19 protein-coding genes are annotated in these 21,493 nt (G+C 39.7%); 6 read left to right on the top strand and 13 right to left on the bottom strand.

Features of this window, described 5'->3' with window-relative positions; all coding sequences use genetic code 11:
• Positions 1 to 11: 11 nt before the first annotated feature.
• Genes EL121_RS09040 through EL121_RS09030 form a run of 3 tightly spaced genes read right to left on the bottom strand, consistent with a single transcriptional unit; the run spans position 12 to position 2,056 of the window.
• Complete coding sequence (locus tag EL121_RS09040) at positions 12 to 848, bottom strand: DsbA family protein (RefSeq protein ID WP_081978349.1); 837 nt, start codon at positions 846 to 848, stop codon at positions 12 to 14.
• Between the two features lie 6 nt (positions 849 to 854).
• Complete coding sequence (locus EL121_RS09035) at positions 855 to 1,199, bottom strand: phenylpyruvate tautomerase MIF-related protein (protein ID WP_039196288.1); 345 nt, start codon at positions 1,197 to 1,199, stop codon at positions 855 to 857.
• Entirely contained in the window at positions 1,199 to 2,056 is an 858-nt protein-coding gene (locus EL121_RS09030; RefSeq protein WP_039196287.1) for an alpha/beta fold hydrolase, read from the bottom strand. The genes EL121_RS09035 and EL121_RS09030 overlap by 1 nt, the downstream gene beginning before the upstream one ends.
• A 215-nt stretch (positions 2,057 to 2,271) precedes the next feature.
• On the opposite strand from EL121_RS09030, the gene EL121_RS09025 reads away from it, so the two are divergent.
• The 3 genes from EL121_RS09025 to EL121_RS09015 all read left to right on the top strand — a co-directional run bounded on the left by EL121_RS09025 (position 2,272) and on the right by EL121_RS09015 (position 5,835).
• Positions 2,272 to 3,489 (top strand): ATP-binding protein, encoded by a 1,218-nt coding sequence (locus EL121_RS09025; protein ID WP_039196286.1) that lies wholly within the window; start codon positions 2,272 to 2,274, stop codon positions 3,487 to 3,489.
• Positions 3,490 to 3,562: 73 nt separating this feature from the next.
• A complete protein-coding gene (locus tag EL121_RS09020; protein ID WP_039196284.1) occupies positions 3,563 to 4,657 on the top strand; it encodes a nucleoid-associated protein in 1,095 nt (364 codons plus the stop codon).
• On the top strand, positions 4,654 to 5,835 hold the full coding sequence (locus tag EL121_RS09015) for a hypothetical protein (protein WP_039196282.1): 1,182 nt from the start codon (positions 4,654 to 4,656) through the stop codon (positions 5,833 to 5,835). Before EL121_RS09020 ends, EL121_RS09015 begins: the two co-directional genes overlap by 4 nt.
• 222 nt (positions 5,836 to 6,057) lie before the next feature.
• Here the strand turns inward: EL121_RS09015 and EL121_RS09010 are convergent, their stop codons facing one another.
• The 10 genes from EL121_RS09010 to pgsA form a co-directional block, all read right to left on the bottom strand.
• Positions 6,058 to 7,200, bottom strand: a complete 1,143-nt coding sequence (locus EL121_RS09010; RefSeq protein ID WP_039196280.1) for an NADH-dependent flavin oxidoreductase — start codon at positions 7,198 to 7,200, stop codon at positions 6,058 to 6,060.
• A gap of 176 nt (positions 7,201 to 7,376) precedes the next feature.
• The gene (thiI, locus tag EL121_RS09005) at positions 7,377 to 8,825 is read right to left on the bottom strand and encodes a tRNA uracil 4-sulfurtransferase ThiI (RefSeq protein WP_039196278.1); all 1,449 of its coding nucleotides are present in this window, start codon (positions 8,823 to 8,825) and stop codon (positions 7,377 to 7,379) included.
• A 188-nt stretch (positions 8,826 to 9,013) separates the two neighbouring features.
• A complete protein-coding gene (purA, locus tag EL121_RS09000) occupies positions 9,014 to 10,312 on the bottom strand; it encodes an adenylosuccinate synthase (protein WP_014991093.1) in 1,299 nt (432 codons plus the stop codon).
• A 190-nt stretch (positions 10,313 to 10,502) separates the two neighbouring features.
• Positions 10,503 to 11,390: a protease modulator HflC gene (hflC, locus tag EL121_RS08995; RefSeq protein ID WP_039196276.1), complete on the bottom strand. Its 888-nt coding sequence runs from the start codon at positions 11,388 to 11,390 to the stop codon at positions 10,503 to 10,505.
• A gap of 2 nt (positions 11,391 to 11,392) precedes the next feature.
• Positions 11,393 to 12,589 (bottom strand): FtsH protease activity modulator HflK, encoded by a 1,197-nt coding sequence (gene hflK / locus EL121_RS08990; protein ID WP_039196274.1) that lies wholly within the window; start codon positions 12,587 to 12,589, stop codon positions 11,393 to 11,395.
• A gap of 188 nt (positions 12,590 to 12,777) precedes the next feature.
• Positions 12,778 to 13,095 (bottom strand): thioredoxin, encoded by a 318-nt coding sequence (trxA, locus tag EL121_RS08985; RefSeq protein ID WP_005597935.1) that lies wholly within the window; start codon positions 13,093 to 13,095, stop codon positions 12,778 to 12,780.
• Positions 13,096 to 13,218: 123 nt separating this feature from the next.
• The gene (locus tag EL121_RS08980; protein WP_039196272.1) at positions 13,219 to 14,511 is read right to left on the bottom strand and encodes a nucleobase:cation symporter-2 family protein; all 1,293 of its coding nucleotides are present in this window, start codon (positions 14,509 to 14,511) and stop codon (positions 13,219 to 13,221) included.
• A gap of 136 nt (positions 14,512 to 14,647) precedes the next feature.
• Positions 14,648 to 16,480 (bottom strand): excinuclease ABC subunit UvrC, encoded by a 1,833-nt coding sequence (uvrC, locus tag EL121_RS08975; protein WP_039196270.1) that lies wholly within the window; start codon positions 16,478 to 16,480, stop codon positions 14,648 to 14,650.
• Between the two features lie 157 nt (positions 16,481 to 16,637).
• Entirely contained in the window at positions 16,638 to 18,614 is a 1,977-nt protein-coding gene (locus tag EL121_RS08970; RefSeq protein ID WP_039196267.1) for a TonB-dependent receptor domain-containing protein, read from the bottom strand.
• Positions 18,615 to 18,739: 125 nt separating this feature from the next.
• Entirely contained in the window at positions 18,740 to 19,291 is a 552-nt protein-coding gene (pgsA, locus tag EL121_RS08965; RefSeq protein WP_039196265.1) for a CDP-diacylglycerol--glycerol-3-phosphate 3-phosphatidyltransferase, read from the bottom strand.
• A 181-nt stretch (positions 19,292 to 19,472) separates the two neighbouring features.
• Between pgsA and EL121_RS08960 the strand changes: the two genes are divergently transcribed.
• The 3 genes from EL121_RS08960 to EL121_RS08950 all read left to right on the top strand — a co-directional run bounded on the left by EL121_RS08960 (position 19,473) and on the right by EL121_RS08950 (position 21,492).
• Complete coding sequence (locus tag EL121_RS08960; RefSeq protein ID WP_039196263.1) at positions 19,473 to 20,138, top strand: Bax inhibitor-1 family protein; 666 nt, start codon at positions 19,473 to 19,475, stop codon at positions 20,136 to 20,138.
• A gap of 55 nt (positions 20,139 to 20,193) precedes the next feature.
• Complete coding sequence (locus EL121_RS08955) at positions 20,194 to 20,529, top strand: TusE/DsrC/DsvC family sulfur relay protein (protein WP_039196261.1); 336 nt, start codon at positions 20,194 to 20,196, stop codon at positions 20,527 to 20,529.
• A 66-nt stretch (positions 20,530 to 20,595) separates the two neighbouring features.
• On the top strand, positions 20,596 to 21,492 hold the full coding sequence (locus EL121_RS08950) for a metal ABC transporter substrate-binding protein (RefSeq protein ID WP_039196259.1): 897 nt from the start codon (positions 20,596 to 20,598) through the stop codon (positions 21,490 to 21,492).
• The last annotated feature ends 1 nt before the right edge of the window (position 21,493 follow it).

The following is a 21,493-nucleotide window of genomic DNA, read 5'->3' as shown; positions in this document are numbered from 1 at the left end:
TTGTTGCAATGTTAAACGGTTAAATTTGTGCAAATGAAGGCCGGGTTGTTCATCCATTTCACTTCGCCCTTTGCCAAAAAATCTGCCAACATTAACCGCACTTCGGCTTCACTTGCATTGAAAGCATATTGCAACTCAATGAGCGAAATCACAGGGTGCTTAGCGAGTAGTGCCGAGAGCGTTTCTTGGGTGAGTTTTGGGGCTTGGGGTTGCAATTTGCCGTCTGAAATTTGGCGGATAATTTGTGTAAATTGAGCAAAATTCAGCACGCCATTTACCAAGATCTTTTTCCCTTCAAATTCAAATAGATAGGCAGGCAAACCACGCACGCCCAAGCGATCTTTCAACGCAATATCCTGCTCTAATTGTGCTTGGGCTGAACCGTCTTGAAAATGGCGTAAAAACAGCGATTCATCAATGCCAACCGCTCGCACAACCTCTAAAATCTCGTTTAAATCATTGGTTGGGCGAACTTCCACGATGGTGGCGTATCGCAAGCGGTATAAAAAAACGTCCGCTTTGCAACTCTCCGCCAACTGTGCCGCTTTGTATGCCAAATTTAACGGCAGGGACGAAGGGCGTTCAGCGGTAAACAAATTGAGGTTCGGCATTGAAATCGGCAAGCCTGAAATCGCCTGTTCCGCCTCGTAAATGCGAGCAAGGCGGGCGTTATATTCGGCTAGGGTTTCATTCGGCAGCAGCCAGTCAGCGACATTTCTCACCAAACCGCCCATTACATAGGCAAATTGAAGTTGATGGGGAAAATGCGTTTCCAACTGGCGTAAAAACGGCTCGCTTTCGTAGGAAAGCCCCATCATCGGATCGGTAAAGACAGTTATTTTCAGCATATTTTGTTACTCAAGATAAAACCCATTCACGCCCCACGCCTGAATGTCGTCAAATTGGATATACACATTTTCGGGCAGAATAGGCAAAATTTCTGCCACTTGTTGCGTGAGCATCGCCGTCAATTCAGGGTAGCCCAAATGTTGTGGGTTGGCGAACAAACTCAACTTGATAAATGCCATTGGTGGCTGACTGCCACGCAGCCACATTCGGGCGTTGTCTTGCAATTCCATCATCAACACCGCCTCCGATTTATTTGGCACTAACGCAATCGCCTTGCCGAAAGCTGTTTTTAGCTTAACTTCTTGTTCTGGCGAAATAGCGACGTTCGTCTTTAAAAATAGAAATGGCATTAAATCCCCCAAGTTGTCAGCAGATCACGGATTTTATCCGCCAGTTCTTGCTCTTTTTGCTGATAAGTATGCCCTGTGTTTTCGATAAAAATCAGCTCGTTTGCTTGGCTATTCGTGAAGTGGTTGTTGATATTGCGTAAAAAGCCACTTGGATCGCCATAGGTAAAACGGTCAAGCGTGCCGATTAACAAAGCCCCTGAATGAGAAATTTTTTCCACTTGAGAAAAATCGCCATCTTTTTCCACGTGGACATTATTCAGCAACGGGCTATACAGCCATTGGTAGGCGGTATCCGCCGTGGCAGGCAACCAGCCAAATAGCTCAAAAGGCAGCAATTTTTGCCCTTGCCCCTTTTCGATCATTTGGCGAATGTAGGCTCGCTCTGGCTCGCCAACAAAGTTGGTTAAATGGGTAACATTGGCGGGGCTGAGTAGTAAAAATTTGCTCACTCGTGGATCTTGGGTTTCACTCAAATAATAGATAACTTTGTTCGCCCCAAGCGAATGTCCTGCCAACACGATATTTTCATAGCCTTGCTGTTCGGCAAAATCAAGGTAAGCGGTCAAATCTTCAATGGTTTTTGCAAAATCTTCATTGAACGAACCGATGATTTCAGGCTCATTGGTTAAGGCATTCACTTCTTGCATTTTGCCGAACGCATTGCGAGTTTGTGCATAAAGAAAATCCACCCCTGCCTTGCTCAAGGTTTCGCCAATGTTGTAATAAAACGGATTGGAATAAAAGTTACCGTGAATACCTGTAATCGCAATAACCACCGTTTTCGCTTGGGTTTCAGCAGGGAACAGCACACCGTGCAATACCGTACCTGATTGAGTGGCGATATTAAGTTCTTTCATTTTCTTGTCCTAAAATAATTTAAGTACGGTCAATTATAGGGATTTATTTTTGATGAAAAAGCAATGATGAGTTAAATTAGTTTTGCTGATTTGGAAAATATATGAGCAAAAAATACCGTCTAAAAAACCAAACAATCAAAACTTTTTATGGTTATAACCAAAATAAAATAGTAAAATTTGCAGTAATTTAGAGTATAACCCAAAAAGATTTTACTATGATTAACCGTCCAAATTATCTCCAACAGCTCAAACCTTTTATCAATACCCCTTTAATCAAAGTGATTACAGGCATTCGCCGTTCAGGCAAATCAACGGTAATGAAATTGCTACAAGCCGAACTGATCGCCCAAGGTGTTAATGCACAACAAATCATTCATATCAACTTTGAGAGCTTTGCCTTTAGCGAGTACAAAACCGCCGATAAACTCTATGCATTCGTGAAGGAAAAAATTCAAACTACCGAGAAATACTATCTGTTGCTTGATGAAATTCAGGAAGTGGCTGATTGGGAAAAGGCGGTCAATGCGTTTATGGTGGATTTCCATTTGGATTTGTACATCACTGGTTCTAATTCGCACTTGTTGTCGTCCGAGCTTTCTACTTATCTTGCGGGGCGTTATGTGGAAATCCCGATTTTTACGCTTTCCTACAAGGAATTTTTGGATTTTAAAGCTGGCTATTCGCAAACAAATATTGAAAATTCAACCGCACTTTTCAATGAATATTTGCAAAAAGGTGGCTTTCCAATGGTGCATACAGCGGACTATCCACAAGAAGTTGCCTATAAAATCGTGCAAGATATTTATGCGTCCGTAATTTTACGCGATACCGTGCAACGCCATAAAATCCGTGATGTGGAGCTATTGGAGCGGATTGTGAAATATGCGTTTGACAACATCGGCAACACGTTTTCGGGCAAAAATGTCGCCGATTATTTCAAAAGCCAACAACGTAAAGTGGACTTAAACACCGTTTATAACTATTTGAAAGCCTTAGAAAGCGCATTTATTTTGCACCGAGTAGAACGCTTTGATGTGAAAGGTAAAGAAATTCTGAAAACCCAAGAAAAATTCTATTTGGGCGATGTCTCTTTGCTCTACGCCACTATGGGCTTTCGTACCAGTCTGATTGCAGGCATTTTGGAAAATTTGGTTTATCTTGAACTCAAACGCCGTGGCTATCAGGTTTACATCGGCAAACTCGGCACAAAAGAAATTGATTTTGTCGCCCAAAAACAGAACGAAAAGCTCTACATTCAAGTTGCCTATAAACTAGAAAGCGAACAAACCGTCCAACGAGAATTTTCGCCCCTGCAAGCCATTGCTGATAACCACCCAAAATATGTGATCACAATGGACGATTTTTGGCAGGAAAATATAGATGGTATTGTACATCAGCATATTGGGGCGTTTTTGTTGGAAAGAAATGAGTAAAGACTATATTCCATATTTTACCTGTGAGATAATTAGGTAATGTACATTTTTGAAGAATACTAAGGAAAGATAAATGACAATTCACATTCAAGCTGGGGTTATCCACCAAATAAAAAAACAACAAAATGCACCGTCAGCAAACGCTAGCCTACAATTGCAAGGACAGCTACATACAGCAAATCATCATTTATCTACTTTTGTTGATTACGCTGAGCAACAATTGCAGAAATCAGGAAAAAATAGTTCTATTAGTGGTGGTTTTGGTATTCAACACACCTTATCTAAGGTATTAGCAAGTAGCTATTTTTCATCACAAGTGCAGATAGATTATCTTCAATTATCGAAAGATTTAGCGCAAGGGCTATATCATTTTGTTACACAGAAAACAGCTACTACAGGTGAATATGTACCAATGGTCTTTTATCGTAAAGATGAGGTAGATTATTTACTAATTTCTCTAATCAGTTTGAATAAATACATCAATATTGATTCTCAAGGAGAATTTTCTGATACAAATGTAATTGATAATGATGCTCTAAAAATAGGAATTAAAATTAATCTAACCCAAATGGCAGCTCATTATGCTATGCCAAATGGTGATCAGCCAGATAATTATTATATTCAATGGATCCAAAGAGGAAATTCTAAACTGCCTGAATATATTCAAGAATTTATCCCAGTAGGTGAAAAAATTGATAATGGTAGAACAACATCTTCGTTATTAAAAAATGTAAAAAATTACACATCAGAAGTATTTAAAGATCCTAAAATTCGTCATAAAGTAGAAACGGATATTGTAACGTTAATGCGTAATAAATTTGAAAATGGCGAATCTGTACATATTGAAGAAGATATTGATGTATTACTTAATAGTGCATTAACTACTTATGGTTTAGATAATCAGCTTAAGTTCTCTGAGTATCGTCAAGAACATAATGTTGTATTAGATTCATCTTTTAAAGTAGATGCTGCCAAATTAAAGCCTTACGAAAAATTTGATTTATCTCTTTCCAATAAAGGCATTTTGATTAAAGGTGAAATGAAAGAATTAGGTAAAACAGTTTTTGTTGAAACAGATGAAACTAACGAGAAGAAATATCTGAAAATAGAACTAGAGCAAGATGAATTTAGTCAGATAACTCAACGTTATGAGAGTTTATTACAATGAATTTAAATGAGTTTTTTAGTTTAGTTACAGAAATGTCTGTCGGTTCAAATAAGCTGACAGGCTTTGTTACACCTAAAAAACAGCAAGATATTGATGAGTTGCAAGAATGGTCTGAGATCAGTGCTGAATTTGAGCTAGGAAATTCAGGATTAAATATTGGGGCGAAAACGTCATTTACTTTATTGCCACAACTACAAGATGGGTTGGGCTACGCAAGCTACCAACAATATTTCGATAGAAAACGAGAATGGTGGCAAAATCCAAATCTTGAAAATGTTGTTGAACACCAATGGTTGTTATATCAATCTTCAAGCAAACAAATTACATTAAATAATTTAGATAAAGTATCAACTCTATTAAAGCTCTTAACTGATAAAAAGCGTTTTTATGTAACTAATAATATCGTCGTCTTTTTTAGTAAAAAACCTTCTGAAGTAGCGTTAAAAGCACAAAATAGCACATTACTTGTTAAACTTATTCGAGAACTTAGTGAAGCCCAAATTCAGGCCATTAACGATATTTGTGAATGGTTTGGAACTGACACAGAAAATGAACATTTTCATTCGAAGAAGAATGCATTTTCCACTGCTTTAACTGATTATTTAACAGAAAAAGAAGGTAGAACTCAACACGATATTTGTGATCTTCTTGAAGATATTGTAAATATTAAAAATCAAGCATTAACACAGCATGATCTTTATCTTGAAGATTTTTCTTATGGTAAATTTGTTAAAAAAATTGAAGAAAATGCTTCTAAATTTACAACTAGAATAAATGATGCATTAGGTAAATCAGTAACTCAAGTTTTGGGATTACCTATAGCCACTGCTGTGTTTAACTTAGCTAAAATAGATTTACATTGGGGAAGTACACTTTCTCTAATGGTTTATACTTTGCTATGTGCATTAGTATTATGGATTCAGCAACGTAACTTATTCTATATTGAAGAAGAATTTAGATTATTTGAAGAAAAACTTCCTAAACAGTTAAAGAACGATTTATGGATTAAAAACAAAAATACAATTGTAAATCAACTTAAAAATCAGAAACTATTAACTAGATTTTTATGGGTTATCATTATTTGTACACTTTGGTATTCTTCTGGTTTGATTGGATATTTATTGGCTAAAACAGATTTTCAGTGGATTAGAGAATCATATTCTCTATTATTAGAGTAGATATTTTAAGAAATATTTCCCCCAAAGCGCAGTCAAAAATCTGCAAATTTTTCCCAAAATCCTACCGCTTGTAATTTCTCATTTTCTCTATCAAGTCAAACAAAAACAGCCTGAGAACATCACTTCTCAGGCTGTTTGCTATTTTACGATTTCGTTGTTTAATAATACCCACACAACAGGGTGCCTCTTATGCCGATAAGATCAGCGACAACATTCCTCCATTTAAAAATAATTAGTTCTATATCTCACACCATTTTGTTTTGACGGTGGGAAGAAATCCGTGCCAGCCATTGTGCCTTGTAGCATTGCTGGGGTGTAGCGGTAGTAATCCGCTTTTTCCCAGTCGAAGGTGCTTTCAATTTCTGCTTCTCGTCCAGTCTGGATCAGTTCCACGAGATTCGGGTTGAGCATAATGCTTTTACCGATTGAAACACTTTCCACCCAGCCTGTTTGGTAGGCATTAAGCATATCGTCTGCGGTGTACAAATTGCCCGAGGCAAAGAACGGCATTCGTCCATTGATACGGTCGTGTACCACTTGCACTCGGGTAAGATTGCTATCAGCCCCACGGCGAACTTTTTTGTAGAAATCCCACAATGAAATGTGCAGATATTGCAACGGTTTTTCCAATAATGCGTCCACTAATGCGAGCGTTTCTTTCATCGTAATGCCGTCTTCACCCGGTTCTTCAGGCGAGAAACGGTAACCAATGATGAAATCAGGGCGGTTATATTTTTTACGCATTTCATCAATTTTATCCACAATCGCGAGCGGAAAACGCATTCGTTTTTCCAAATTTCCGCCCCAGTAATCCGTGCGTAGATTGGTTGCTGCCGACATAAATTGTTGAATAAGCCAGCCATTTGCACCGTGGATTTCCACACCGTCAAAGCCTGCTTTCATCACTAATTCTGCGGCATAAGCGAAACTGTCCACCATTTCCCACACTTCCTGTTCTGTCATCGTGCGGAATCGTCCGTACAGATCACCGGTTGGAGCGATCACATCGTATCCTTGGGTCATCGAACGTTCGGCACGACTGCCAGAATGGGCAATCTGTACCACCGCTTTTGCCCCTTGTGCGTGGGCGATTTCAGAATATTCACGCAAGGTAGGTAAATGGCGTTCATCAAAAGCATTGGGGCTTTCAAAGCCAATGCCACTTGGGTGAACGTTGGTAAAGGGCATAATAAACAAGCCAAAACCTTCAAAACGATTTTGCCAAAAACGGCGACCCGCTTCCGTTATCTCGCCGTCTTCGCCAGAGTCGTAAATGGTTAAAGGCGCAACAGTTAGGCGATTTTTGATCTCTACGCCATTGTTAAGTGTGTAAGGGGTAAATAATGGACTATATTTAGGATTCATGTTAGTTCTCCATATATGATTGCTTTGTGGAGAACTATTTTATGGATTTATTTTTGATGAAAAAGCAACGAGAAATCAAATGAGTTTTGCTAAATTGGAAAATATGGCGTGACAAAAAAGCGGTCAAATTCTGCAAAACTTTTGCAAAAAATGACCGCTTTTAACGTACTAAATAATTAGTGTCGGAACACTTTTACATTACTAAAGCCATTCTCTTTGAGATAAAGCGCTTGTAATTTGCTCATTACCCCACGTTGGCAGTAAAGTAAGTAGTTTTTCGATTGATCCAACGAAGCGAACTGGCTTGAAAGTTTATAGAACGGCATTAATTTTACTTCTACACCGTCCAAACTAAACGGTGCTTCATCGGTTTCTTCCGGGCTACGAATATCTAAAATAATATCGTTTTCCGTTAATTCAGAAGTAGTTTCAACCGACACAACCTCTTGTTCCGTTTGTTGAGCAATCTCACGAATATCGAGGAACTGTGCGTTTGCCACTGCTTGTTCCAACACTTCAAAATTGAAATGCCCCTCTTCTTCCACAATTTTGCTTTCAATCGCTTTCACCGTCGGATTTTTCGAGATGACACCACAAAATTCCGGCATAGATTTAGCAATATCATCGGTGCCGATTTCTTTTGCCATGGCAATAATTTGCTCTTTATCATGGGTGATTAACGGACGTAATACCAATGTATCGGACGCTTTATCGATTAAACGTAAATTGGTTAAAGTTTGGCTTGAAACCTGACCTAGCGCTTCGCCGGTCACGATCGCTTGAATATCGAAACGCTCGGCGATTTTACTTGCGGCACGCACCATCATACGTTTTAACACCACGCCCATTTGACCGTTATCGACTTTCTCTAAAATTTCGCCGACCACATTTTCAAAATTAATCGCCACAAAACGGACTTTGTGTGAAGTGCTGTAACGGCTCCAAATATGGTACGCCATTTGTTTTACACCGATTTCGTGCGCTGCTCCGCCTAAATTAAAGAAGCAGTAATGTACACGTGAGCCACGACGAATCAGCATATAACTCGATACGCCCGAATCAAAGCCACCGGAAATAAGCGATAACACATCTTCTTGCGTTCCTATCGGATAACCGCCTAAACCCTCGTGACGAGCATTGATTAGCAACATTTTGTCACCGTCAATATCAATACGCACAGTTACATCCGGCTTGGTTAATTTCACCCGAGCCGATTCAATATGTTGATTTAAACCGCCACCGACATATTTTTCTACGTCTAACGAACGGAATTCGTGCTTACCTTTACGGCGTACACGCACGCAGAATGTTTTACCTTCCAATTCATCACGTACTTTTGCCAATGTATTTTCAAAAATATCGTGCATGGTAACAAAAGGCATTTCTTCCACTTCTAAAATGTGGTGAATACCCGGCGTACGTTTTAGTAATTCCAACACTATTGGTGCTTCTTCCGCCACTTTGGCACGTACTTCAATGAAGTCCCAGTTACGAATAACCGCCACATTTTCAGTTTCACGCAATAAAACATTGCGGATATTTGAGGTCAGAATTTTGATAAAGCGTTTACGAACCGAATCGCTTTTAATCATAATTTCAGGGAAAAGTTTAATAATAAATTTCATTTTTCGGTTTCACTACGGAAAATAAGTTGCCCAAACAAGCGGTTAAATTTCGCTAAAAATTTGCAAATTTAACTGCTTTTCAGACAAGTATCAAAAAAACAATTACCACGGAAAGCACAGAATACACAGAAAATTCCGTGAACTCCGTGTTTTCCGTGGTAAGAAAACAACTTAAAATTTAAACGAAATTACGCCGCAAATGGGTCACGTAAGATCATTGTTTCCACACGATCCGGACCAGTTGAAAGAATATCAACCGGCACACCAACAAGCTCTTCAATACGTTTGATGTAATCTAATGCCGCTTGTGGTAACTCTTCACGCTTAGTGACACGGAAGGTGTTTTCAGACCAGCCCGGCATTGTTTCGTAAATCGGCTCAACACCTTCCCAATCTTTCGCTGCCATCGGTGCGTATTCTACGATTTCACCGTTTGGCATTTTGTATGCGGTACAGATTTTTAACTCTTCAAAGCCGTCTAATACGTCTAATTTAGTCATACAGAAGCCAGAAATCGAGTTAATTTGTACTGCACGGCGCACTGCTACCGCATCAAACCAACCACAACGGCGTGGACGACCGGTTACTGCACCGAATTCATTACCTTTACGTGCGATTTCCGCACCAACTTCATCAAATAATTCTGTTGTGAACGGACCACTACCAACACGAGTACAGTATGCTTTGATGATACCTAATACATAATCAAGATTACGAGGACCAAAACCTGAACCGGTTGCAACACCACCTGCAGTAGTATTTGAACTAGTTACAAACGGGTATGTACCGTGGTCGATATCTAACATTGTGCCTTGCGCACCTTCAAATAAGATATTCACGCCTTCTTTACGTGCTTCGTGAAGTAAAGTTGTTACGTCCGCAACCATACCTTTAATCACATCAGCTACCGCAAATACATCGTCTAAAGTTTTTTGGAAATCTACCGGCTCAACTTTATAGTAATGTACTAATTGGAAGTTGTAGTAATCCAAAATATCTTTTAATTTTTCAGCAAACGCTTCTTTGTCAAATAAATCGCTTACACGTAAACCACGGCGAGCAACTTTATCTTCGTATGCCGGACCGATACCACGACCGGTTGTACCGATTTTATTTTTACCTAATGCCGCTTCACGCGCATGATCCATTGCAACATGGTAAGGAAGAATTAATGGGCAAGCTTCTGAAATTTTTAAACGCTCACGAACGTTAATACCACGTGCTTCTAATTCACCCATTTCTTTCATTAATGCTTCCGGAGAAAGCACTACACCGTTACCGATTAAGCAGGTTACATTATCACGTAAAATACCGCTTGGAATAAGACGAAGAACAGTTTTTTCACCATTGATAATTAAGGTATGGCCTGCATTGTGACCACCTTGATAACGAACCACGTATTTTACACGGTCAGTTAATAAATCTACGATTTTACCTTTCCCTTCATCGCCCCACTGAGCGCCGAGAATAGCAACACTTTTACCCATAGGAATTGCCTCTTTTTGTTAATATGAATGGATTTTCTACTACCGAATACACAAAAAACACTAAACAAGCGGTCTAATTTTTTGCAAAATTTGCAAATTTAACCGCTTGCACACTATGTCTCCTTCGGTGTTTTCGCTGTAGTAAATGAAAAATTAAAGACCCGATATAGATCGGGCCTTATAGATACAATTATTTTGTCGGTGCTTTCATAAAGCGGAAGAACTCGCTATCCGATTTAAGTAGCATCATATTGCTTTGATCTTTCGCAAAACTATTTTCGTATGCTTTTAAGCTACGAACGAAGCTATAAAACTCCGGCTCTTGGCTGAATGCGTCTGCATAAATTTTTGCAGCCTGTGCGTCACCTTCACCGCGTAAAGTTTCGGCAGTTTTCTTCGCTTGCGCTTCAATAAGAACCACTTTCTTATCTACTTCGGCACGAATAATTTCAGCTTTTTCTTCACCTTGCGAGCGATGTTCGCTTGCAACTGCAGCACGTTCCGCACGCATACGTTGATAAATTGAAGATGAAACTTCATTCGGTAAGTTGATCTGCTTCACACGTACGTCAACCACTTCGATACCAAGTTTCTCAGCACCGTCATCACCGTCATTTAATGCTTTTTGTGCGCCCGCCATCAATTCACCACGAGAACCCGATACGATATCTTTAATCGTACGCGAACCGATTTCAGAACGTAAACGGTCGCCCACTTTACGTTTTAAAAGATCCGAAGCACGTTGTGCATCACCGCCGGTTGCCGTATAGAATTGACCGAAGTCACTGATGCGCCATTTTACGTAAGAATCAACTAATAAGTCTTTTTTCTCAACCGTTACAAAACGATCTTCTTGACCATCTAAAATTTGAATGCGCGCATCCAACACTTTTAAGCTATCAATAAACGGCGCTTTAAAGTGTAAACCCGGTGCATAAACCACCACTTTTTGGTCTGCGTCACGATGCACTTTATTAAAACGTAACATAATGCCACGATAGCCTTCCGGCACAATCGTTACACAAGAAAGTACGATAAATCCCACAAATGCTAAAACAGGTAATAATAATTTACGCATTATTAAAATCTCCCTTTACGTACCGGTTCTGCATTTTGCGTACTAGTTTGTGAACTAGGTACAGAATGTGTTTGAGCCGGCGTAACAACTTGCGGTTGCTGAATAACGATAGGCGCGACCTGTCTTACTGATTCAGAAGCAGCCGGTTTAGCCAATAATTTATCCATTGGTAACACATTTAGATTATTGCCATTACCGTCCATAATCACTTTAGGCGTGTTTTTCATCACTGTTTCCATCGTTTCAATATATAAACGCTCACGCATTACTTTCGGCGATGATTTATATTCCGGTAAAAGTTTAGAGAAACGCTCTACCTCACCTTTTGCTTCTAATACAACTTGATCTTTATATGCAGTTGCTTGTTCTACGATACGCTGTGCTTGACCACGTGCAATCGGCTCACGACCACGTGCATAAGCCTCCGCTTCACGGATTAAACGTTGTTCGTCTTCTTGCGCTTTGATCGCATCATCAAATGCGTCTTTTACTTCTTCCGGCGGACGAGCAGATTGGAAGTTTACGTCAGTGACTAATAACCCCATATCATAAGTCTTGATGATATCACGCAAGGTTTGCCAAGTTTTCTCACGTACTGTCGCACGACCAGTGGTTAAAATATCGTCCATCGACATATGCCCGATCACATAACGTAACGCACTGTCGGTCGCTTGTTTTAAGCTATCATCCGCATCACGCACGCTAAACAGATATTTAGCCGGATCTTCAACGCGGTACTGAACGGTCATTTCAACCTGTACCATATTTTCATCTTGTGTCAGCATTGAGCCACTGGTTTTCAATTCGGAAACTCGCTCGATATTTACCGGCGTCACTTCATCAACTAAGGTTGGTTTCCAGTTTAAACCCGGCATTACGATGTTATGAAGTTTACCGAAACGGGTTACTACGCCACGCTCGGCTTCTTTAACCGTATAAAAGCCTGATACGCCCCATACAATGGCAGCGAAAATCAAAGCAAGCGGTAGAAATTTACCAAAATTTTGCGAAGGGGCAGAATTATTATCTTTATTACCACCCATTTTCTTTAATAAAGAACTAAAAGCTTCCTCTAAATCCGGCGGCTCTTGGCGATTATTTTGCTTATTTGGCTCTTGTTGTGAACCTTGCTGCTCAGGCTTCTTTTGACCCGGCTTACCCCATGGGTCTTGTTGATTGCCTGGTTCATTCCACGACATAAATTTCTCCAAAGAATGGGGCTAAGCCCTCGAATCTACTCTTACCAATTGTAAAAAAGTGTAACTTATGGATTGTACCTATTTGTGCTTGATATTGCTAGGCTTTATTAGCCTAAAGCGGTCTTTTTTAACAATTTTTTTGCAAATGAAAAAGGGCGAACCAAATTCGCCCTTTCTCGAAATAAAAATTAAAGCGCTTGCTCAACAAATGCACTTAATTGTGATTTTGGTAATGCACCAACTTGCGTTGCAACCACTTCACCATTTTTGAAAAGAATTAATGTCGGGATTGAACGAATACCGAATTGTGCAGGGATTTGTTGGTTCTCATCCACATTTACTTTAGCAATTTTTGCACGACCGGCAAACTCTTCTGATAATTCATCTAAAATTGGCGCAACCATACGGCAAGGACCACACCATGGAGCCCAGAAATCTAATAATACCGGAACGTCCGATTTTAAAACTTCTTGTTCAAAAGTTGCGTCAGTAACTTGTAATGTCATAATTTGTTTCCTTAATTGATAATCTAAAAAGAAAACGCCACTTGACCGTGGCGTTAAGTTATTTCGTAAGATAAGGCTTCACTTACCCAATTTCAAGTAAGTTTTTCCAATTACACTAATTATTTATTCCTTATCCTCAGGAAGAATCAGATTTAGCACTAATGCAAGTAGTGATCCGACCGTAATGCCCGAACCGAATACCTCTTTAAAGAAGCTCGGTAACTTATCTAATAATTCTGGACGAGTCGTCACCGCTAAACCGCAACCGATTGAAATGGCAATAATTAAACCATTACGTTTTGAACGTTCCACTTTATCCAACATTTGGATACCGGCGGCAATAATCATGGCAAACATCATTAAGCCCGCACCGCCTAATACCGGGCTAGGAATCGAAACGATTAATGCCCCTAACCATGGGAACACACCGGCTAAAACCAGTAATACGCCCATAATCGTTACCACATAGCGGCTTGCCACACCGGTCAACGAAATGACCCCGATATTTTGTGCAAACGATGAGAATGGCGTGGTTGACATAATTGCCGCAAATGCAGAACCTAAACCGTCACATAATACCCCGCCACGTAAATGCTTACCGGTAATTTCGGTTTGCGTAGCATTACCTAAAGCTAAGAAGTTACCGCTTGATTCAACAATCGTCACTAAATAAGCAATCGACATCCCGATAATACCTGAAATCGGAAATGCTAATCCGAAATGCAATGGCTGCGGAATGGCAAAAGTTTCTGCATTTTTAACCGCATCAAAGTTGATCCAACCTAATGCTAACGCCACTACATAACCGACCATCATACCGATCACAATCGCTGCCGCTGAGAAAATACCTTTACCCCATTGTACTAAAATCACAACCAGCACAAGTACAAAAGTCGCCATTGCAAGATTTGCCGGATCCGCATAATGTGCATCGCCTTTTTGACCGCCAGCGAACCAATCCACCGCAACTGGAATTAAGCTTAAACCGATCATCATAACCACCACACCGGTAACGACAGGCGGGAATAATTTACGCACATACGGCATAAAGAAACTACCGATAATCATCACTAATGAGCCGACTAACGAAGCGCCCATAATGCCAGCAACACCATGTTCGCTAAAACCAATCGCTAAAGCTGCCGCCACGAAAGTAAAGCTGGTTCCCATCACGCTCGGTAAACGTAAGCCAATCGGGCCGATACCTTGGCATTGAATGATGGTTACGATCCCTGAAACCAATAATGCCGCATTCACTAATACAATCGTATCTGGAGTCGGAAGTTTAAGTACATTACCGATAACAAGTGGCACGGCGATAATACCGCCAAGCGCCGCTAAAAGATGTTGTGCAGCAAGAAGAAGGGTTAATCCGAAAGGAGGTTTGGAATCAACAGGATAACGTAAATTTTGCATAAATGCCTCAAAGTAAAAAAATTGGGGCGAATTATACGCTTTTGCAAACGCTTGCGCAAACGTTTGCTTTGAATAAATGTAGTAAAAACAAGCGGTTAAATTTGCAAAAAATTCTGAAAATTCAACCGCTTGCTACTTAGTTATTTTGTAACGTATCAAAAATCACTTCGGCAAGTTGTTTTGAAATGCCGGGCACGGATTGAATTTCTTCTAACGTGGCGGATTTCACACCCTGCATACCACCGAGATATTTCAGTAACGCTTGGCGACGTTTTGCTCCCACTCCGGCAATTGACTCCAATCCACTCTCCGTAAAAGCTTTTTGGCGTTTTTTGCGGTGTCCGGAAATCGCATGATTATGAGATTCATCACGAATATGTTGAATCAAATGCAAAGCAGGACTGTCCGGCGGTAAGTGTATTTCTTTATCCCATTTGCTGATCAATAAGGTTTCTAAACCGGCTTTCCGCTCTACCCCTTTCGCCACGCCGATTAATAACGGTTTACGCTTATCCCAACTGACATTTAACGAAGCAAAGGTTTCTAACGCTCGATTAAGCTGCCCTTTACCACCGTCAATAAAAATAATATCCGGGATTTTTTCTTCTTCTAAATTACGGTCATAACGTTTTAATAAGGCTTGTTCCATTGCCGCATAATCATCGCCGCCGGTAATGCCTTCAATATTAAAACGACGGTAATCCGATTTTAACGGTCCGTTTTCATCAAACACCACACAAGACGCGACCGTCTGATTGCCCATTGTGTGAGAAATATCGAAACACTCCATCCGCTTGATTTCCGCTAAATTGAGCAATGCTTTGAGCGAGTCATAACGCTGGCGAATATGCGTATCTTGTTTCAGTTGTAAGGTCAGTGCCGCTTCCGCATTGGTTTTCGCTAGTGCCAAATAGCGGCTTTTATCGCCACGAATAGTTTTATCGACAATACTGACTTTATGTCCCGCTTGTTCCGACAGTACATTAGCTAATGCCGCCGCTTCACTTAACGGCTGATCAATAATAATTTGATTCGGTATCGTGCGATGTTGGTTCATTTGTAAATAAAACTGACCGACAAAAGTATCTGCCAATTCGGTTAAATCGGTATTGTTCGGTACTTTAGGAAAATAGGAACGATTGCCCAATACCTTACCGTGGCGCACAAATAAAATATGTACGCAAGCAATGCCGTGCTGATAAGCGATCGAAATAATATCCAGATCATCCAAACGCTCGTTAGACACAAATTGTTTTTCTTGTACCGCTCGCACCGATTGAATCTGATCGCGAAAACGAGCTGCTGCTTCAAAATCCAGCTCTTGTGCAGCACTTTCCATTTTTTGTACCAAATGCTCTATCACTTGCCCGTCTTTGCCTTGTAAAAATAAACGGACTAGATTTACTTGGTTATCATATTCCGCTTGTGAGTAATAACCTTCTACACAAGGGGCAAGACAACGCCCGATTTGGTATTGCAAACAAGGGCGAGAACGATTTTTATAGTAACTGTCTTCACATTGGCGAATCGGAAACAGTTTTTGCAGCAAGTTTAGCGTTTCACGCACTGCCCCTGCATTCGGATACGGACCGAAATATTCGCCGGCAATTTTTTTACTACCGCGAAACGAAGTAATTCGAGGGTGCTGATGCTTTGTGAGTAAAATATACGGATAGGATTTATCATCACGCAAAAGCACGTTGTACTTCGGCTGATTCTCTTTAATGTAATTATGTTCAAGCAGTAACGCTTCCGTTTCCGAATGGGTAATTGTGGTTTCAATATGATGAATGTTAGCAACTAACGCTTCGGTTTTCTTACTGGCGAGTTGGCTACGAAAATAACTGGATAAGCGTTTTTTAAGATCTTTGGCTTTACCGACATAGATAATGGTATTTTTCGCATCATACATGCGGTAAACACCGGGAAGATGAGGTACATCGGCAAGAAAGGATTTGGCATCAAACATAAACAAAATTGAGTATCGAGTTAAATAAGAATTTAAGTCTATGATAACCAATATTTGGCGATTAGGGTACTTGCTTATAAAGTACACTAGATAGAAACAAAAAAGCGGTTATATTTATAACCGCTTTTGCAAATGGATTTAGCCAAACACTAATTTCTTAGAAGCTATAGTTCATACCCAATTTAAATTCACGCCCTGGGCTTGGCGGTGTCACAGCATTATTTCTTTGGCTATGGCTACGATAGAACTTGTTACCAATGTTTTTAACCGTGAAATTCACATTAAAGTTATCTTGGTTAAGTGGCTGCCAGTTAACAAAAATATCATGTACACCGTATCCGATACGTTTTTTCGTTTCTGCTTTTGCACCTGAGCCAGTTTGATATTCTTTAGATTGCGCATAACGACCCAACCATCCAAGTTCTAAACTTGGCTCCGCAAATTTATAAGACACGCCTGTACTCCATTGGCGACCTTGAGGAATAACATTTAGCGGATCGTTAGAAAGTGCAAAATCTGCCTTAGGATCCGCATAAGCTACGCCGGCGGTTAATTTTAAAGCATTCCATTGATAATCTAATTCCGCTTCATAACCTTTAGTGTTTAACGTTCCCGCATTGCTAATGATGCTGTCTTTCGATTGATAGAAGTTTTTCACTCTTTGTTCAAACACACTGCCTTTCACATTAAAGTCAGCATATTTCCATTCAAAACCGACTTCCGCTAAACGTGCATCCTCAGTCTTCAAATTAGGATCCACAAAGCGTAATCCTCTTGCTTTATCTAATGAACCTCGGTTATCAGTAACTGTATAAGCGGAAGCTAAAATAGGGCTACGACTTGCATAATTTAATTTTGCATTTAAAGCAAAATTCGGCGTAACGTCCCAAATTAATCCCAAACTTGGGTTGAGTTTACTATCGGATACCGACTTCTTACCGGCAATTGGTGCCCCTTTTTTATCTACTTTACCTGCCGTATCTAAAGTATAGTGATCATAACGTAAGCCCGTTGTTAAAGTGAGCGCTTTGCCTAAAGACCAAATACCTTCAGCATATAACCCATATTCAGATTTTTGTTCACCTTTAATATTACCGAATGAGTTTTGACTACTCGTCTGCTCTTTACGAAGATTCACACCATACTTCAGCAGATGTTCATTATTTAACTCACTGGTAAGTGCTAAATTAGCACCACTAGTTTCTGTTTTAGAATGGCGTTGATAACCCGTCAATTTATCTTTTTGATAATCTTCACGTTGGTCTCTTCCATCAATATAAAACGCATTCGCCTGAATATCTCTCACTAAGCCGAAATCTTTCCCCGTATACTCTAAATTATAAGTACGCTTTGTCGTATTCGCATTGACAGGACGCCCATTAAAAATCATTTCAAAACGATCTTGTCCATTACCATAGAAGGTTTCCTGACGGAAGCTTGCTCCAATTCGGTGTTTTTCCGTAAGATCATAACCAAACTTGGCTAAATAATTACCTTGGCGGCGAGCGGTATTATTTACAACACGACTATTTGTATTCACCTTATCGGAATAACCTCGCCCGGCTTTATAATTTTTATCATTTCCCCAGCTTCCTAATAACAAGATATCTAGGTTATCCGCTTGTCCATATAGCGAAAGAGAGCCGTTAACCCCTCGGTTACTATTATATTCCGAACCGATTCTTGCCCCAAAAGTGTTGCCGTTTTTGAGTAAATCCTTAGCTGAAACGGTTTCAGCACGAATAACGCCATCCGTCATACCAATACCGGCACTCGCAGCCCCCGCACCTTTATCCACTTTAATTGATTTCACCATAGAAGGATCTAATTGGAAACGACCTTGGTGATACCACTGTTGAGTATTGGTTGAGGTATTATCAACGACCATACCAATACGATCTTGTCCGGCTCCTCGAATCGAAATATATTGTGCGGAAACACTACCGCCACCGATATTAACATCGGTGCGATTAGCTAATAATTCACGCAAATTACTAATATTTCGAGTATGGTTTACGGTAGGTTGTGCTTGAACTTCTACGGTATCTAAATTCGCTTGATTAGCCGATGCATAGCCACTAACAGCTAAGCTGATTAAGCTTAATTGAAAGATTGTTTTTTTATGTTTATGCATTATTTGTCTCCTTTAAAATAAAAATTTCAATTTTATTTTAAATGAAAATAATTATCATTTCAATTAATAACACATATAAACAAAAAGGCAGGATATTATCCTGCCTCAATTTCTCTAAATTATTATTATGACTTCAACAGACTACCCTTAGCCGCTTTCAGATATTGAATCATAGACCAAAGTGTAAGCCCAGCAGCAATATAAAGAAGAATCCAAGCGAGTATTTCCATCGCTAAATTAAACCTCCATAACATTCCGCCAAGCGCTAACATTTGTGCTGTTGTCTTAAATTTGCCCCACACTGAAACCGCTACACTCGCCCGCTCTCCGAGCTCCGCCATCCACTCTCTTAATGCGGAAATAATAATTTCTCGAGCAATCATAATCGCAGCCGGAATGGTAATCCACCACGTATGATAATATTCCACTACACAAACCAATGCCACTGCAACTAACACTTTATCCGCAACAGGATCTAAAAATGCCCCTAAGCGTGTAGTCTGGTTCCATTTACGAGCTAAATAACCGTCAAAGGCATCCGTAATAGAAGCAATAAAGAAAATAAGCGTTGAAATTTCAGGCGCATACCAACCGGCTGGTAAATAAAAAGCAATCACAAATAAAGGGATTAGAATTACCCGAAATAAGGTTAAATAGGTAGGAAAATTTAGTTTCATATAGAAGTGCTTGCAAAGTAAATGTTTGGTCTTTCAAGTGTACCACACTCATGAGAAAATTTTTAACTATTGCACAGATAAAGTCAATTGACTTTAGGCAAAATTGCCGCTAATTTACACTTGATTTATGGAAGTTTGTCCATACATAAATTGCAATTTTGTTCAACTTAAAGGAAACAATATGGAAAATCGTGTAATTAGCGGTGCAGCAAGCGGTGAATCGTTACTCAGCACTCACAAAGTATTACGTAATACTTATTTATTACTTTCAATGACATTAGCCTTTTCAGCAGTAATTGCTTTTGTGGCAATGTCAATGAATGCACCGGCATTACCATGGTGGGGATTATTAATCGGCTTCTACGGTTTATTATTCCTAACTAATGCGACTGCGAATAGCGGTGCAGGTATTTTAAGCGTATTTGCTTTAACCGGCTTCTTAGGTTACACCTTAGGACCGATTTTAAATCGTTATATCGGTGCAGGTTTAGGTGATGTGATTGCACTTGCATTAGGAGCGACTGCATTAGTATTTTTCGCTTGTTCGGCTTATGTACTTACAACTAAGAAAGATATGTCATTCTTATCAGGTATGATGATGGCATTATTTGTTGTCTTACTTGTTGGCATCATCGCAAATATTTTCTTAGCAATTCCGGCATTAAGCCTTGCAATGAGTGCATTATTTGTGGTGTTCTCAAGCGGTGCGATTTTACTTGGTACAAGCAATATTATTCACGGTGGCGAAACGAATTATATCCGTGCGACAGTGGATTTATACGTATCTCTATACAACCTATTCTTAAGCCTATTACAAATCTTCGGTGTATTAGGTAGTGACGATTAATCTAAAATAAATTTGAGAGAGTAAGTGCCACACCTGTGGCACTTTTTATTTTTTTATGTATTACATTGAATTAAACGAACAAAAATATCCGACAGATGCTTCAGGTTACTTAACTAACCTTGATGATTGGTCAGAAGCGCTTGCGATTGAAATTGCAAAGAAAGAACAAATTGTTCTGACAAATGAACACTGGGAAATTATCTTTCTAGTACGTGATTTCTATCAAGAATACAAAACCTCACCTGCAATCCGAATGCTAGTTAAAGCGATGGCACAAAAATTCGGCGAAGAGAAAGGAAATAGCCGTTATTTACAACGTTTATTTCCTGACGGCCCGGCAAAACAAGCAACCAAAATTGCCGGTTTACCTAAACCCATAAAATGTTTATAATTATTATTAATTGAGATTTATTCTCAATTTCATCATAAATGAAAATTCATGATAAAAGGAGAAACTATGAAACTTTCATTTTTAAGACACGCATTTGTGGCTGCATTAGGTTTAAGCGCAACACTCACTATGGCAGCACCATTCAAAGTCGTCACAACATTTACCGTTATTCAAGATATTGCACAAAATGTAGCGGGTGATAAAGCAATTGTGGAATCCATCACCAAACCCGGTGCTGAAATTCATGACTACCAACCGACACCTAAAGATATTGCTAAAGCACAAAAAGCGGATCTTATCTTATGGAACGGTATGAATTTAGAACGTTGGTTCGAGCGTTTCTTTGAAAACGTAAAAGGTAAACCGGCCGTTGTTGTGACCGAAGGCATCACACCAATTGCAATTACCGAAGGTGAATATAAAAACTTACCGAACCCGCATGCTTGGATGTCATCAGCTAACGCATTGCAATATATTGAAAATATTCGTGCCGCTTTAGTGAAATACGATCCGAACAATGCCGAAAGCTATAACCAAAATGCTAAAGCTTACGCTGAAAAAGTAAAAGCAATTGCAGAGCCTCTACGCCAACGTCTATCCGTTATTCCGGAAGCACAACGTTGGTTAGTAACCAGTGAAGGCGCATTCAGTTATTTAGCACAAGACTACCAATTAAAAGAGCTTTATCTATGGGCAATCAATGCTGAAGAACAAGGCTCACCGCAACAAGTGAAAAAAGTAATTGACGGCGTAAAAGCAAATCACATTCCTGTCGTTTTCAGCGAAAGTACCGTATCGGATAAACCGGCGAAACAAGTTGCTAAAGAAACCGGCGCATTATACGGCGGTGTGTTATATGTTGATTCACTTTCAACCAAAGACGGCGCTGTACCGACTTATTTGGATTTATTAAAAGTGACAATCAGCACAATTGTTGACGGTTTTGAAAAAAGCAAAAAATAAT

The organism is Actinobacillus equuli, from assembly GCF_900636745.1.
Taxonomy (GTDB): domain Bacteria; phylum Pseudomonadota; class Gammaproteobacteria; order Enterobacterales; family Pasteurellaceae; genus Actinobacillus; species Actinobacillus equuli.
The sequence above is the reverse complement of the archived record's forward strand: the minus strand, read 5'-3'. Positions and strand labels throughout refer to the sequence as shown.

What these genes read in the sequence shown, in the direction of transcription:
- EL121_RS08955 (WP_039196261.1), top strand. Translation starts at nt 20,194, where the DNA reads ATGTATTACATTGAATTAAACGAACAAAAATATCCGACAGATGCTTCA.
- uvrC (WP_039196270.1), bottom strand. Translation starts at nt 16,480, where the DNA reads ATGTTTGATGCCAAATCCTTTCTTGCCGATGTACCTCATCTTCCCGGT.
- EL121_RS09035 (WP_039196288.1), bottom strand. Translation starts at nt 1,199, where the DNA reads ATGCCATTTCTATTTTTAAAGACGAACGTCGCTATTTCGCCAGAACAA.
- hflC (WP_039196276.1), bottom strand. Translation starts at nt 11,390, where the DNA reads ATGCGTAAATTATTATTACCTGTTTTAGCATTTGTGGGATTTATCGTA.
- EL121_RS09020 (WP_039196284.1), top strand. Translation starts at nt 3,563, where the DNA reads ATGACAATTCACATTCAAGCTGGGGTTATCCACCAAATAAAAAAACAA.
- EL121_RS08980 (WP_039196272.1), bottom strand. Translation starts at nt 14,511, where the DNA reads ATGCAAAATTTACGTTATCCTGTTGATTCCAAACCTCCTTTCGGATTA.
- purA (WP_014991093.1), bottom strand. Translation starts at nt 10,312, where the DNA reads ATGGGTAAAAGTGTTGCTATTCTCGGCGCTCAGTGGGGCGATGAAGGG.
- thiI (WP_039196278.1), bottom strand. Translation starts at nt 8,825, where the DNA reads ATGAAATTTATTATTAAACTTTTCCCTGAAATTATGATTAAAAGCGAT.
- EL121_RS08950 (WP_039196259.1), top strand. Translation starts at nt 20,596, where the DNA reads ATGAAACTTTCATTTTTAAGACACGCATTTGTGGCTGCATTAGGTTTA.
- trxA (WP_005597935.1), bottom strand. Translation starts at nt 13,095, where the DNA reads ATGACATTACAAGTTACTGACGCAACTTTTGAACAAGAAGTTTTAAAA.
- EL121_RS08970 (WP_039196267.1), bottom strand. Translation starts at nt 18,614, where the DNA reads ATGCATAAACATAAAAAAACAATCTTTCAATTAAGCTTAATCAGCTTA.
- EL121_RS09030 (WP_039196287.1), bottom strand. Translation starts at nt 2,056, where the DNA reads ATGAAAGAACTTAATATCGCCACTCAATCAGGTACGGTATTGCACGGT.
- hflK (WP_039196274.1), bottom strand. Translation starts at nt 12,589, where the DNA reads ATGTCGTGGAATGAACCAGGCAATCAACAAGACCCATGGGGTAAGCCG.
- EL121_RS08960 (WP_039196263.1), top strand. Translation starts at nt 19,473, where the DNA reads ATGGAAAATCGTGTAATTAGCGGTGCAGCAAGCGGTGAATCGTTACTC.
- pgsA (WP_039196265.1), bottom strand. Translation starts at nt 19,291, where the DNA reads ATGAAACTAAATTTTCCTACCTATTTAACCTTATTTCGGGTAATTCTA.
- EL121_RS09015 (WP_039196282.1), top strand. Translation starts at nt 4,654, where the DNA reads ATGAATTTAAATGAGTTTTTTAGTTTAGTTACAGAAATGTCTGTCGGT.
- EL121_RS09040 (WP_081978349.1), bottom strand. Translation starts at nt 848, where the DNA reads ATGCTGAAAATAACTGTCTTTACCGATCCGATGATGGGGCTTTCCTAC.
- EL121_RS09025 (WP_039196286.1), top strand. Translation starts at nt 2,272, where the DNA reads ATGATTAACCGTCCAAATTATCTCCAACAGCTCAAACCTTTTATCAAT.
- EL121_RS09010 (WP_039196280.1), bottom strand. Translation starts at nt 7,200, where the DNA reads ATGAATCCTAAATATAGTCCATTATTTACCCCTTACACACTTAACAAT.